Genomic DNA, 13,182 nt, shown 5'->3' on the forward strand with positions numbered 1-13,182 from the left:
GAAATACTGTATGGAAAGGTATTGTCGTGCCGGCCTGCGCTACCCGCCTTGTGCGGGCGCAAGCAGGCTGCGATCAGGCGCCCGTCAATTGCTCGCGCCAGCCCAGTCCGGCAACGGTGTCGCTGGCGGGGCGGTATTCGCAGCCGACCCAGCCTGCGTAGCCGACCTGGTCCAGCAGCTTGAACACGTGGCGGTAGTTGATCTCGCCCGTGCCCGGTTCGTGGCGGCCCGGCGTGTCGGCGATCTGGATGTGGCGGATCAGGGGCAGCATGGCGCGGATGGTGTTGCTCAGCTCGCCCTCCATGCGCTGCATGTGATAAACGTCGTACTGCAGGAAGATATTGCTGCGCTGGCAGTCGGCGATGATGTCGGCCGCCTGCTGGCTATGGTTCAGAAAGTAACCGGGCATGTCGTGGTGGTTGATCGGCTCGATCAGCACGTTGATGCCATGCGGACGGCAGGCGTCGGCCGCAAATTGCAGGTTGCCGATCAGGCTTTGCCGCGCCCGTTCCAGGCTCATGCCGGGCGGCACGATGCCGGACATGCAGTGCAGCTGCTTCGCCCCCAGCGCCAGCGCATAATTCAGGGCCAGCTGCACGTTGCTGCGGAATTCCTCGCCCCGGCGCGGGTCGCAGGAAATGCCCCGTTCGCCGTGTTCCCAGTCGCCGGGCGGAAAGTTGAAGACGGCCAGCTGCAGCTGGTGGCGTTCCAGCCGCATGGCAATCTGCCGCGCCTCGACGGCATAGGGGAACAGGAATTCGACGGCATCGAAGCCCGCTTCCCTGGCGGCGGCAAAGCGGTCGAGGAAGGGCAGTTCGGTAAACATCATGCTGAGGTTGGCAGCGAAGTTCGGCATGGCGGCACGCAGGTGAGGGCAATGGACACTATCCTAGCCCAAATCGGCAATTGGTGGCGGGCATGAAAAAACCGTTCCAGAAACAAGTTCTGGAACGGTTTTGATTGCTGCGATATGCGCTTACCCGCGGGTATTAACGACCGCGGCCGCCAGATCTGTGATTGGCTGCCGAACGCGGCGCATTGCCCGAACGGTTGCCGCCGCCACCGCCGCCCGATGGGCCGGCGCTGCGTGGCTTGGCGCCGCTGCCGCCGGTTTTCACGCGCACGACGGCGCCGGCTGGCGCGCGGCTGTTGTTGCGGTGGCCGCCGGTGCCGCTGCGCAATTGCACAGGCTGGGCGCGGGCGTTCAGGTCAGGCTCGAAGCCTTCGATGACTTCACGTGGCAGGGTTTGCTTGATCAGCTTTTCGATGTCTTTCAACATTTCGTGCTCATCCACGCAGACCAGCGACACGGCTTCGCCCTTGGCGCCGGCACGGCCCGTACGGCCGATACGGTGCACATAGTCTTCCGGAATGTTCGGCAAGTCGTAGTTGACGACGTGCGGCAATTGGTCAATGTCGATACCGCGCGCGGCGATGTCGGTGGCGACCAGCACTTGCAGGGTGCCATCCTTGAACTCGGACAGCGCGCGCGTGCGCGCCGACTGGCTCTTGTTGCCGTGGATGGCCAGGGCGCCGATACCGTCCGCGCCCAGCTGTTCGACCAGTTTATTCGCGCCATGCTTGGTGCGCGTAAATACAAGTACTTGCGTCCAGTTGTTCGACTTGATCAGGTAGGACAGCATCGGATGCTTCTTGTCGCGGTCGACCGGATGGATCTTTTGCTTGATCACTTCCACGGTCGAATTGCGGCGCGCCACTTCGATCATGGCTGGCTTGTTCAGCAGGCCGTCGGCCAGGGCCTTGATCTCTTCCGAGAACGTGGCCGAGAACAGCAGGTTCTGGCGTTTTGGCGGCAGTACTGCCAGCACTTTCTTGATGTCGCGGATGAAACCCATGTCCAGCATGCGGTCGGCTTCGTCGAGAATCAGGATTTCCACTTTCGACAGGTCAACCGTGCCCTGGCCCATGTGGTCCAGCAGGCGGCCCGGCGTGGCGACGAGGATGTCGACGCCATGCTTGAGCTGCTTGATTTGCGGGTTGATGCCGACGCCGCCGAAGATCACGGTCGAGTTCAATTTGGTGTACTTGCTGTAGGCGCGCACGCTTTCCTCGACCTGCGCGGCGAGTTCGCGCGTCGGGGCCAGGATCAGGGCGCGGATCGGGCGCGTCGAGGTGTTGCTGGTGATGGATGCGCCATTGGCGTCCGTCGACAGGCGGTGCAGCACGGGCAGGGTGAAGCCGGCCGTCTTGCCGGTACCGGTTTGTGCACCGGCCAGCAAGTCGCCGCCAGCCAGCACGGCGGGAATCGCCTGCGACTGGATCGGGGTCGGCACGGTGTAGCCGTGTTCGGTAACGGCACGTACGATAGCGTCGGACAATCCGAGGGAGGAAAAGGACATGGTAACTTTATTGTGAGATCGGCCTGTCGCCATCGTGGGGCGCCAGTCGCAGGCAATCAGATTAGGGGTCGAAAGACAGCGGCAAGGGGACTGGTCATATGTGCCGCACACGCGAAGTATAACAGCCTGGCAAAAACGCGCCTGTTTTGTTTCAGGTTTGCAATGTCGCAAGTAAAGAAAAGGCGTTTAGTCGTCGATCTCGTCGACGGTGTAGCGCACGCCCTGCGCATCGAGCCGGGCGCGCACGGCGTCCAGGCCATGCCACGGGTCCGGGCGCAGGTACTGGCATATATACAGGCCCGCATCCGTCAGCCTGGCGTCCGTGTCGGACATGGTCCCGGACGCCTGCGGCCGTGCCGCCAGCAGCTGCGCGATGTGCTGGCGCTGTTCCGGCGCCAGGCTGGCCGTGACCCTGAATTCAAATCCCATGTTTTCTCCCTTGATGGTCAGGTCGCCGCCGCGGTTATTTTGTATCATCGAAAAAATTGCACATAGCTTGGCATTCTTTCCGTTTTTGTTTTCAAAGTATCTCGTCCATACTGCATAGCACTGGCCCGGCACACACAGCGTGACGCAAGGGCAGGAGCAGAAGCGCCGTATAACGACACCCACTTTTTATATTCAATTATTTTCACTAAGGAAAACATCATGCCTATCGCCACCGCCCAAGCTGCCCAAAAACTGCTGACCCCGAACGATCATACCCTGATCATGATCGACCACCAGTCGCAGATGGCCTTCGCCACCCGCTCCATCGACCTGGCCCTGCTGCGCAACAATGCGGCCCTGGTGGCCAAGGCGGCGGCGGAATTCAAGGTGCCGACGATTTTGACGACGGTAGCCGCCAAGTCGTTCTCCGGCCCGATCTTCGACGAAATCCAGTCCGTCTTCCCGGATCAGGCGCCGATCGACCGCACCAGCATGAACACCTGGGAAGATGCGCGCATCGCCGACAAGGTGAATGGCTACGGCAAGGGCAAGATCGTGCTGGCCGGCCTGTGGACGTCAGTCTGCATCGTGGGACCTGCGCTGTCGGCGCTGGAACAGGGTTTTGACGTCTACGTGATCGCCGACGCCAGCGGCGACGTCTCCGACGAAGCCCATGCGATGGCCATGCAGCGCATGATACAGGCGGGTGCGCAGCCGATGACGTCCGTGCAATACTTGCTGGAACTGCAGCGCGACTGGGCCCGCGGCGAGACCTACAATGAAACGGTGGCGACGGCCGTGGCGCACGGCGGCGGTTATGGCCTGGGCCTGATCTACGCCAAATCGATGTTCAACGCCAGCGAAGGCCATTGATTTTCACTGACTCCGGCTTCGCCGCCCGCCGGCGGGGCCGTTTTTTCATTTGATCCGGGAGTTCCCATGCACGCAAACACCATCTTGCTCAACGGCCGTTTCCACACGGTCGACAGGACGCAGCCGCTGGCGTCCGCCGTCGCCATCGCCGATGGCAAATTTCTCGCCGTGGGCGACGTGGAAGACGTGATGCGTCATCGCGGCCCGGCCACGCAGGTGATCGACCTGGCTGGCCGCACGGTGATTCCCGGCCTGAACGACTCGCATCTGCACCTAATCCGCGGCGGCTTGAACTACAACCTGGAATTGCGCTGGGAAGGCGTGCCCTCGCTGGCCGACGCCTTGCGCATGCTGAAGGAACAGGCCTTGCGCACGCCGAACCCGCAATGGGTGCGCGTGGTCGGCGGCTGGACGGAATTCCAGTTCGCGGAAAAACGCATGCCCACCCTCGATGAAATCAACGCGGCCGCGCCTGACACGCCCGTCTTCATCCTGCACCTGTACGACCGCGCCCTGCTGAATCGCGCCGCCCTGCGCGCCGTCGGCTACGACAAGAACACGCCGAACCCGCCCGGCGGCGAAATCGTGCGCGACGCGGCCGGCAACCCGACCGGCTTGCTGATCGCCCGCCCGAACGCCATGATCCTGTATGCCACGCTGGCGAAAGGCCCAAGCCTGCCGCGCGAACTGCAAGTGAACTCCACGCGCCAGTTCATGCGCGAATTGAACCGCCTCGGCATCACCAGCGCCATCGACGCGGGCGGCGGCTTCCAGAATTATCCCGAGGATTACGCCGTCGTCGACGAGCTGGCGCAAAAAGATCAGCTGACCATCCGCATCGCCTACAACCTGTTCACGCAAAACAAGGGCGCGGAACTGCAGGACTTCCAGAAGTGGACGGGCATGATCAAGCCCGGCGACGGTACGGACTTTTACCGGCATAACGGCGCCGGCGAAATGCTCGTGTTTTCCGCCGCCGACTTCGAGGATTTCCTCGAGCCGCGTCCCGAGCTGGCGGCCGGCATGGAGGACGAGCTGGAAAAGGTCGTGCGCCACCTGGTCGAGCAGCGCTGGCCGTTCCGCCTGCACGCCACCTATGACGAATCGATCAGCCGCATGCTCGACGTGTTTGAAAAGGTCAACCGCGACACGCCGTTCGGCGGCTTGCACTGGCTGTTCGACCATGCTGAAACCATCAGCCCGCGCAATATCGACCGCGTCAAGGCGCTGGGCGGCGGCCTGGCCATCCAGCACCGCATGGCGTTCCAGGGCGAGTACTTCGTCGAGCGTTACGGCGCGGAAGCGGCCAAGGCCACGCCGCCCGTGCAGCGCATGCTGGACGCGGGCGTGCCCGTGGGCGGCGGCACGGATGCGACCCGGGTCGCCAGCTACAACCCGTGGACGGCGCTGTACTGGCTGGTTTCGGGGCGCACCGTGGGCGGCCTGGCCCTGACGGATGCGGCGGGGCGATTGTCGCGCGACACGGCGCTGGAACTGTGGACGGCGGGCAGCGCCTGGTTCTCCAGCGAGCAAGGCAAGAAGGGACGCATCCGCGAGGGCATGCTGGCCGACCTGTCCGTGCTGTCGGCCGATTATTTCACGGTGCCGGAAGAGGCGATCAAGTCCATCGAATCCGTGCTGACCATGGTGGGCGGCAAGGTCGTCTACGGTCAGGCGGAGTTCACCAATCTGGCGCCGCCACCGATTCCCGTGCTGCCCGAGTGGTCGCCCGTGCGCACGGTGCCCGGCCATTACCGGCCCGTGGCCAAGCAAGCGCAAACGCAAACGCAAACCATGCTGCCGCACCAGTGCGCAGGCGCCTGCGGCGTGCATGGGCACGCCCACGACCGGGCGCGCAAGTCGGCCGTGCCGATCAGTGATTTTTCCGGCTTCTGGGGCACTCTGGGCTGCAGCTGCTTTGCCTTCTAGGAGAACGTTATGTATTACAAAAAAGTGATATTGGGCCTGCTGCTGGCTTTTGTCGTGGGTTTCATCTGCCAGCTGACGCACATTCCCGTGCCGGCGCCGCCCGTGCTGGGCGCCGCGCTGCTGGTGTTTTTGACCAGTTGTGGCTACTGGCTCACGGGCTTGTACCTGCAGCGCCGTGACATGAAACGGGAGGCGCCATGAACGTGATGCTGGCAGGGTCGCTGCTGGGCTTGTTGGTGGGCGCCGTGTGCCGCTGGTTCGACCTGCCGTCGCCCACGCCACCCACGCCGACGGGCGCGGCGATGGTGGTGGCAATGACATTGGGCTTTGTCGTGGCGGGGCAGGTCAGCCCCTGAATGCAAAAAACCGGCCAAGGCCGGTTTTTTCATGGATGCCGCGTGCGCAACCTTATGCGAATGGCGTCAAGAGGGTGATCATCTGGCCAAAGATCTTCGGGCTGGCGGCGATGACGTCGCCCTTGTACAGGTATTCGGATTCGCCGGAAAATTCACCGACGATGCCGCCCGATTCCGTGATCATCAGGGCGCCGGCGGCGATATCCCAAGGCTTCAAGCCTTTTTCGTAGAAGCCGTCCAGGCGGCCGCAAGCGACGTAGGCCAGGTCCAGCGCGGCCGAGCCGGCGCGGCGCACGCCCTGGCTGCGTTCGCCCATGATCGCGTACATCTTCAGGTATTCGTCCAGCGCACGGGCGCTGCCGGCCACGTAGCCGGTGCCCAGCAGGGCGTTCGAGATGCGGTCGAGCTTGGTGACGCGGATGCGTTTTTCGTTCAGGTAGGCGCCGGCGCCCTTGGTGGCCGTGAACAGGTCGTTGCGTACCGGGTCGTAGATGACGGCTTGCGTGACGACGCCGCGATGCGCGAGGGCGATCGAGATGCAGTATTGCGGGAAACCGTGGATGAAGTTGGTGGTGCCGTCCAGCGGATCGATGATCCACTGATATTCATTCTCGTCGTGCGAGTTGGCGGAAGCTCCCGATTCCTCAGCCAGAAACGCGTGGTCCGGGTAGGCTTTGGACAGCACCTCGATGATGGCTTGTTCGGCCGCCTGGTCGACGTCGGTGACGAAATCGTTATGTTGTTTTTCCGTGACGACGACGCGGTCGAGGTCAAAAGAGGCGCGATTGATGACGGCGGCGCCGCGGCGGGCGGCTTTGATCGCCGTGTTGAGCATTGGGTGCATGTGAGCTTCCGTTAAAAGCACGCGACCGCCCAGCGTCGCCTTTCGGCGCCGGTACGATAGAGTGCAAGAATGAATTAAAGAGCGGAGCGGTGCCGAAGTGGTTAAAATCCCGGCCTGGCGTCAGCGTTTTGTGACTCCGTTTCCCGAAATTTCCTGTATCGATACCGCGCAATAGCGCTATTTTAAATGAATCTGCCCGAAATCAACACGTCTCTTTTCAAACGCCTGCGATTTATTCTTGTCGAAACTAGTCGTCCTGGCAACATTGGCGGCGTTGCGCGCGCCATGAAAACGATGGGTTTTTCCGATCTGGTGCTGGTCAACCCCCGCTTTCCCGACGCCTTGACGGATGCGGAAGCGGTGGCCTTCGCCAGCGGCGCGCAGGATATTTTGTCGGGCGCGCGCATCGTCGGCTCGATCGCCGAGGCGCTCGAAGGCTGCAATTACGCGGCCGCCGTGTCGGCCCGGTTGCGCGAATTTTCGCCGCCCGTCACGGCGCCGCGCGCCATCGCGGCCCAGCTGGCGGCCGGTGCAGACTTGCACGCGGCCGTCATCTTCGGCAACGAGCGCTTCGGCTTGCCCAACGAGATCGTCGAGCAGTGCAATGTGCTGATCAACATTCCCGCCAATCCCGAGTATTCCTCGCTGAACCTGTCGCAGGCGGCGCAGGTCGTTGCCTATGAATGCCGCGTGGCGGCCCTCGGCGATGGGCAAGCCGCCAGTCCCGTCGGTTTCCATGGCGACGCGGCCAGCCTGGCGCAGGTCGACGGCATGTATGCGCATCTGGAGCAGGCCCTGGTCGCCATCGATTTCCTCGACGCCGACAACCCGAAAAAACTCATGCCCCGTTTGAAACGCCTGTTCTCGCGCACGGGACTGGAAACGGAAGAAGTCAACATCCTGCGCGGCATTGCCCGGCATATCCTGGCGGTAGCCAAAAAAGGCCCATGATAGAGACCCGGCTGCTGCGCCAGTTCATTGCCGTCGCCGAGGAACTCAATTTCCGGCGCGCGGCAGAACGGCTGCACATGGCGCAGCCGCCGTTGTCGCAGGCGATATTGCGGCTGGAAGAGGTGCTCGGCTACCCCGTATTCGAACGCACCAACCGCAAGGTCGCCTTGACCCCGGCCGGCAGCACTTTTTTGGCCACGGCGCGCCAGGTGCTGGCCAGCCTGGAAGAGGGCGTGGCCGCTGCGCGCCGCGTGGCGCAGGGCATCGAGGGCCACTTGCGCCTCGGTTTCATCCACATCACGCCGTATGCCCACGTGCTGGGCGCCTTGCGCGCGTTTCGCGCCGCCTCGCCCGCCGTGCAATTCACCTTGCGCGAAGCGTCGACGCAGCAGCAGGTCGAGTGGCTGGAAAAAAACGAGATCGATATCGCCTTGCTGCGCGCACCGGGCCGCAGCACGCCGGGCTTGCGCTTCGAGCGCCTGTCCGGCGAAGACATCATGATCGCGCTGCCCTTGGACCACCGCTGCGCGGGGCTGACGCGGGTGGACCTGGCGGACCTGGCCCACGACGATTTCGTCGCTTCCCCGCGGGACCTGGGCCAGGGTTTCCACGACCAGCTGGCCAGCCTGTGCCTGCATGCGGGCTTCGTGCCGCACGTGGTGCAGCAGGCGCGCCGTTTGCAAACGGTGCTGGGCCTGGTGGCGGCCGGTTTTGGCGTGGCCCTGCTGCCGGCCAGCCTCGCCGCCTCGGCGCCAGCGGGCGTGGTCATGCTGCCGCTGGCAAGCAGCGCGCCCGAAGCGCTGCGTCAGCTCGACCTGTACATGGCGTGGGACCCGCAGCGCCCATCGCCCGTGCGCGAGCGGCTGCTGGAGCAGTTGCGGCTGTCTGCCTCGCATTGAGACTTGTAAGGTCTTATTTCAAGATAAATAAGATATTTTACAGATGGTGATCCAGGGGCCAGCATGGCGTTTTGCCTGTACTGGAACCTCCATGTCCCCTGTTTCTGTCCGCGCCGCGGCTTCCCTGCCGCCCGCCATTTATCTTCTTTCCCTGTGCAGCTTCGCCTTCGGCTTGTCCGAATTCATCGCCGCCGGCCTGTTGACCCCCATGGCGCGCGACTTGCACGCCAGCGTGGCGGCGGCCGGCGGCGCCATTGCCGCGTATGCGCTGGGGGCGGCCATTGGCGCACCGATCCTGACGGCCATGCTGGCGCGCCGGCCCACGCGCCAGGTGCTGGTGGGCACCATGCTGGTGCTGGCGTTCGGCAGCGTGGCCATGGCGGCCGCGCCGGCACTGGGCGCGCTGCTCGGTGTGCGCTTTGCCGTGGGCCTCGCGCATGGCGTGTTCATGGCCGTCGCCTCGCATGCGGCCACCAGCCTGGTCGACCCGTCCCGCGCGGGCAGGGCGCTGTCCATCGTCTGGCTGGGCCTGACCCTGGCGCTGGCCGGCGGCGTGCCGCTGGGGACGTGGCTGGGCGCCGTCTCGTCGTGGCGCTGGGTATTTGCGGCCATCGGCGTGCTGGCCTTGTGCGGCGGCGCCGGCCTGCGCTTCGCCATGCCCGCCGCGCGTCAGCAGCTTGCCGCCGTATCGGCGCTGGCCAGCCTGCGCGCCATCTTGCAGCCGCCCCTGCTGCTGGCGGCCGGCGTGGCGGCGCTGGTCAGCGTGGCCACCTTCAGTTTTTTCACGTATATCTCGCCATTCCTGCTGCAGCTGGGCGGACTCGATGCGGGCTGGCTGGGCGCCGCCATGCTGTGCTTTGGCGCGTGCGCCATCGGCGGCAACCTGCTGGGCGGCTGGTGCGCCGATAGGCCCCACGCGCTGCGTTCCACCGTGCTGGCACTGGCCGCGCTGGCGCTCAATTTACTGGCGTTTCATGTGTTGCGCGCCCAGCCCCTGGCCATGCTGGCCCTGTGCGGCACCTTGGGCTTGCTGTTCTTTGCCCTCGTCACCCTGTCGACCATGCGGCTGCTGCGCCTGGCGCAACGGCATTGTCCGGGCAGCGATGCCGTGGCGGCGGGCCTGAACATCGCCGCCTTTAATGCGGGCACGGCGGCCGGTGGCGTGCTCGGCGGTGCGCTGATCGTCGCCTTTGGCTTGCCCAGCATCGCCATCGGCGGCGCGCTGGCGGCGCTGCTGGCCATGCTGCTGCTGTGGTTCCCGTCGCGCGAACTAGACGGGTCGCTCTAGTTTTTGCGCGCGGAGCGCAGCTCCCTTTGGCGTACACTGGCCTGCAAAAGGCCGTACAAGACAAGGGGAGACATGGGGATGCGACGCAGATCGTTTCTGAAACTGGGCGTGCTCGGCGCCGCTGTGCTGGCCGCCGGCGGCGCCGTGTACCGGCTCGTGCGCGGACCGGCGCCGCCGGGACGATTCGTCCTCGATGGCGAAGCGCGTGCGGCGCTGGCGGCCATCGTGCCGGCCATGCTGGGCAGCGCACTGACTCGGGACGCCACCGCGCGGGCTGCGGCGCTGGACGGCGCCATCGCCGGCGTGGACACGGCCATCCGCGGCTTGCCGCTGGCGGCGCAACAGGAAGTGCAGGATCTGTTTGGCCTGCTGGCGCTGGCGCCCGCGCGGCGCTTCGTCGCCGGCGTGCATGGCGGCTGGCTTGACGCCGAGCCGGCCCAGGTGGCCGCCTTTTTGCAGTCGTGGCGCACGCACCGCCTGGCGACACTGCAGACGGCTTACCTGGCCCTGCACGACCTGATCCTCGGCGCCTGGTATGCCGATGCCGCCCACTGGGCCGCCATCGGCTATCCGGGACCGCTGCCCGAACTGAGCGCATAAGGCATCCATGAGCACATCCCCCATACCCGATCCGATTGCCGCCGGCCTGGCCGCAGGCTGGAACGTCACCGACGCCAGCACCCTGGGCAACGACCGCAGCTTCGAGGCCGATGTTGTCGTCATCGGCAGCGGCGCCGGCGGCGGCGTGACGGCGGAAATCCTCGCGCTGGCCGGCCTCAAAGTGCTGATCGTCGAAGAGGGCGGCTTGAAGTCGTCGCAAGACTTCAAGATGCGCGAAGCGCAGGCCTATCCCGCGCTGTACCAGGAATCGGCCGCGCGCAAGACGCGCGACAAGGCGATCAACATTTTGCAGGGGCGCACGGTCGGCGGTTCGACCACCGTCAACTGGACCTCGAGCTTTCGCACGCCGCCCGGCACGCTCGAATACTGGCGCAAGCATTTCGGCTTGTCCGGCTATGGCGTGGATGCCATGGCGCCCTGGTTCGCCATGATGGAAAAGCGCCTGCACGTGAGCGACTGGGCCGCGCCGCCCAATGAAAACAACGACTTGTTGCGCCGTGGCGCCACGGCGCTGGGCATTCCCACGGCCGCCATCCGGCGCAACGTGAACGGCTGCTGGAACCTTGGCTACTGCGGCATGGGCTGCCCGACGAACGCCAAGCAGTCGATGCTGGTGACGACGATCCCGTCGGCACTGGCGCTGGGCGCGGGCCTGCTCGTGCATGCACGCGCCGAGCGTTTCATCTTCAAGGGCGAGCGCGTCGACAGCCTGCAGGTGACGGCGCTGGACGCCGCCGGGCAAGTTCCCACGGGCGTGCGCCTGACGCTGCGCGCCAAACACTTTGTGCTGGCCGGCGGCGCCATCAACTCGCCCGCACTGCTGCTGCGCTCGCAGGCGCCCGATCCGCACGGCTTGCTGGGCCGGCGCACCTTCTTGCATCCGACCGTGGTGTCGGCGGGCCTGTTCCAGCAGCGAGTCGACGCCTATGCGGGCGCGCCGCAGACGATTTATTCCGACCATTTCCTGCATACGGCGCCCATCGATGGCCCCATCGGCTACAAGCTCGAAGCGCCGCCCTTGCACCCGCTGCTGATGGCCACCACCATGGGCGGCTTCGGCGACGAGCATGCGCGCACCATGCGCGAATTCCCCCATGCGCATGCCTTGCTGGCGCTGCTGCGCGATGGCTTTCACCATGATGCGGCGGGCGGCAGCGTCTCCATCGACAGTTTCGGCGCGCCCGTGCTCGACTATCCGCTCACGCCTTTTCTCTGGGATGGCGTGCGGCGCGCGCTGCTGTCGATGGCGGAAATCCAGTTCGCGGCCGGCGCCAGGAGCGTCTATCCCGTGCATGAGCTGGCCAGCCACTACACGAGCTGGGCGCAGGCGAAGCAGGCCATCGGCGACTTGCCGATGAAGGCGCTGCTGGCGCGCGTGGTGTCGGCCCACGTGATGGGCGGCTGCGCCATGTCGGACGATGCGCGCCTGGGCGTGACGGGGGCCGATGGACGCTATCACGGTGTGCGCAACCTGTCCGTGCACGACGGTTCGCTGTTCCCCACCTCGATCGGCGCCAATCCGCAACTGACGATTTATGCGCTGACAGCGCGCCTGGCCAGCGGCCTGGCGCGGGAGCTGACGGGCAAGCCCGCGCCCGTTCCCGTCTCTGCTGCGACGACGGCATGATCGCGCGCATCCTCAAGTGGCTGATGCTGCTGCAAGTACTGGCCGTGCTGGGCTTGGCGTACCTGGCCATGCACGCGTGGGGCATCGCGTCGCCGCTGCTGGCCGTGCTGCTGGCGCTGGCCATACTGCTGGCCGTGCGCGCGCTGATCGTCGTGCGCAATTTCTGGGAGAGCCGGCGCCTGGGCAGCCCCGTGCCGCCTGAATACCAGCTGGGCGCCATGGGCGCGGCGCGCCTGTTTTTTGGCGAATTGCGCGCCACCCTGTGGACTTCTTCATGGGGCATGCTGCGTCCGCGCCTGCATGCGGCCGACACCATCACTGGCCAGGGCCTGCCCGTGCTGCTGGTGCACGGCTATGTGTGCAACGGCGGCTACTGGACAAAGCTGAGCCTGCAGCTGGCACGGGCCGGTATCGTGCACAAGGCGATCGATCTGGAACCGATCAACGGCGACATCGAGGCGTTCGTGCCGCAGGTCGAGCAAGCCATCACCGAGCTGTGCACCCGCACGGGCAGCGACCGCGTGATTCTCGTCGCCCACAGCATGGGCGGCCTGGTGGCGCGCGCCTGGCTGCGCCATTACGGCGCGGCCCGCGTGGCGCGCATCGTCACCATCGGCACGCCGCACCACGGCACGGCGCTGGCCAACCTGGCGGCGGGCGCCAATGCGCGGCAGATGAGCCGCATCGATGGCGCACCGAGCGGCTGGCTGGCGCAGCTGGCCGCCAGCGAGACGCCGGAGACGCGCGCGCTGATGACCTCGATGTATTCGCATCACGACAATATCGTCGCGCCGCAAGCGTCGGCGCAGCTGCCCGGCGCGCGCAATATCGCCTTTTGCGGCATCGGCCACGTGGCGCTGGCCAGCGATGCGCGCGTGCTGCGCCAGCTGCTGGAAGAAATCACTATCAAGAACGAAGTCGTCCAGCCCCCCTCCGCTCCCCATTTCGCCTGAGTCCTGTTGTGTTTTGTCTGCATGGCAAGACTGTCTCTTTTGACTCTGCTGT

The 13,182-nt window shown here is 65.3% G+C and carries 14 protein-coding genes; 10 read left to right on the forward strand and 4 right to left on the reverse strand.

Annotated elements, in window-relative coordinates:
* Positions 1 to 73: 73 nt before the first annotated feature.
* The 3 genes from otnI to VM94_RS05060 form a co-directional block, all read right to left on the reverse strand.
* On the reverse strand, positions 74 to 856 hold the full coding sequence (gene otnI, locus VM94_RS05050) for a 2-oxo-tetronate isomerase (protein ID WP_046682459.1): 783 nt from the start codon (positions 854 to 856) through the stop codon (positions 74 to 76).
* A 133-nt stretch (positions 857 to 989) separates the two neighbouring features.
* Positions 990 to 2,360 carry a DEAD/DEAH box helicase gene (locus VM94_RS05055; protein ID WP_046682460.1) on the reverse strand — a complete coding sequence of 457 codons (1,371 nt, stop codon included), beginning with the start codon at positions 2,358 to 2,360 and terminating at the stop codon, positions 990 to 992.
* A gap of 186 nt (positions 2,361 to 2,546) precedes the next feature.
* On the reverse strand, positions 2,547 to 2,837 hold the full coding sequence (locus VM94_RS05060) for a hypothetical protein (protein ID WP_046682461.1): 291 nt from the start codon (positions 2,835 to 2,837) through the stop codon (positions 2,547 to 2,549).
* Positions 2,838 to 3,008: 171 nt separating this feature from the next.
* Here VM94_RS05060 and VM94_RS05065 point away from each other — a divergent pair, with 171 nt between their 5' ends.
* The 4 genes from VM94_RS05065 to VM94_RS05080 all read left to right on the forward strand — a co-directional run bounded on the left by VM94_RS05065 (position 3,009) and on the right by VM94_RS05080 (position 5,947).
* On the forward strand, positions 3,009 to 3,662 hold the full coding sequence (locus tag VM94_RS05065; RefSeq protein ID WP_046682462.1) for a hydrolase: 654 nt from the start codon (positions 3,009 to 3,011) through the stop codon (positions 3,660 to 3,662).
* Between the two features lie 66 nt (positions 3,663 to 3,728).
* Entirely contained in the window at positions 3,729 to 5,591 is a 1,863-nt protein-coding gene (locus tag VM94_RS05070; protein WP_046682463.1) for an amidohydrolase, read from the forward strand.
* A 9-nt stretch (positions 5,592 to 5,600) separates the two neighbouring features.
* Entirely contained in the window at positions 5,601 to 5,792 is a 192-nt protein-coding gene (locus VM94_RS05075; protein ID WP_046682464.1) for a DUF1427 family protein, read from the forward strand.
* On the forward strand, positions 5,789 to 5,947 hold the full coding sequence (locus VM94_RS05080) for a XapX domain-containing protein (protein WP_046682465.1): 159 nt from the start codon (positions 5,789 to 5,791) through the stop codon (positions 5,945 to 5,947). The genes VM94_RS05075 and VM94_RS05080 overlap by 4 nt, the downstream gene beginning before the upstream one ends.
* A 52-nt stretch (positions 5,948 to 5,999) precedes the next feature.
* Here the strand turns inward: VM94_RS05080 and VM94_RS05085 are convergent, their stop codons facing one another.
* Complete coding sequence (locus tag VM94_RS05085) at positions 6,000 to 6,782, reverse strand: inositol monophosphatase family protein (protein WP_046682466.1); 783 nt, start codon at positions 6,780 to 6,782, stop codon at positions 6,000 to 6,002.
* 195 nt (positions 6,783 to 6,977) lie between these two features.
* Between VM94_RS05085 and VM94_RS05090 the strand changes: the two genes are divergently transcribed.
* From VM94_RS05090 to VM94_RS05115, 6 genes are all read left to right on the forward strand, one after another.
* A complete protein-coding gene (locus VM94_RS05090; RefSeq protein WP_046682467.1) occupies positions 6,978 to 7,742 on the forward strand; it encodes an RNA methyltransferase in 765 nt (254 codons plus the stop codon).
* Positions 7,739 to 8,641 carry a LysR substrate-binding domain-containing protein gene (locus VM94_RS05095; protein ID WP_046682468.1) on the forward strand — a complete coding sequence of 301 codons (903 nt, stop codon included), beginning with the start codon at positions 7,739 to 7,741 and terminating at the stop codon, positions 8,639 to 8,641. The genes VM94_RS05090 and VM94_RS05095 overlap by 4 nt, the downstream gene beginning before the upstream one ends.
* 91 nt (positions 8,642 to 8,732) lie before the next feature.
* A complete protein-coding gene (locus VM94_RS05100) occupies positions 8,733 to 9,929 on the forward strand; it encodes an MFS transporter (RefSeq protein ID WP_046682469.1) in 1,197 nt (398 codons plus the stop codon).
* A 72-nt stretch (positions 9,930 to 10,001) separates the two neighbouring features.
* Positions 10,002 to 10,529 (forward strand): hypothetical protein, encoded by a 528-nt coding sequence (locus tag VM94_RS05105; protein WP_046682470.1) that lies wholly within the window; start codon positions 10,002 to 10,004, stop codon positions 10,527 to 10,529.
* 7 nt (positions 10,530 to 10,536) lie between these two features.
* Positions 10,537 to 12,177 (forward strand): GMC family oxidoreductase, encoded by a 1,641-nt coding sequence (locus VM94_RS05110; RefSeq protein WP_046682471.1) that lies wholly within the window; start codon positions 10,537 to 10,539, stop codon positions 12,175 to 12,177.
* On the forward strand, positions 12,174 to 13,130 hold the full coding sequence (locus tag VM94_RS05115; protein ID WP_046682472.1) for an esterase/lipase family protein: 957 nt from the start codon (positions 12,174 to 12,176) through the stop codon (positions 13,128 to 13,130). The genes VM94_RS05110 and VM94_RS05115 overlap by 4 nt, the downstream gene beginning before the upstream one ends.
* Positions 13,131 to 13,182 lie beyond the last annotated feature (52 nt).

It is taken from the genome of Janthinobacterium sp. KBS0711 (assembly GCF_000988085.1).
Lineage (GTDB): Bacteria > Pseudomonadota > Gammaproteobacteria > Burkholderiales > Burkholderiaceae_D > Janthinobacterium > Janthinobacterium lividum_E.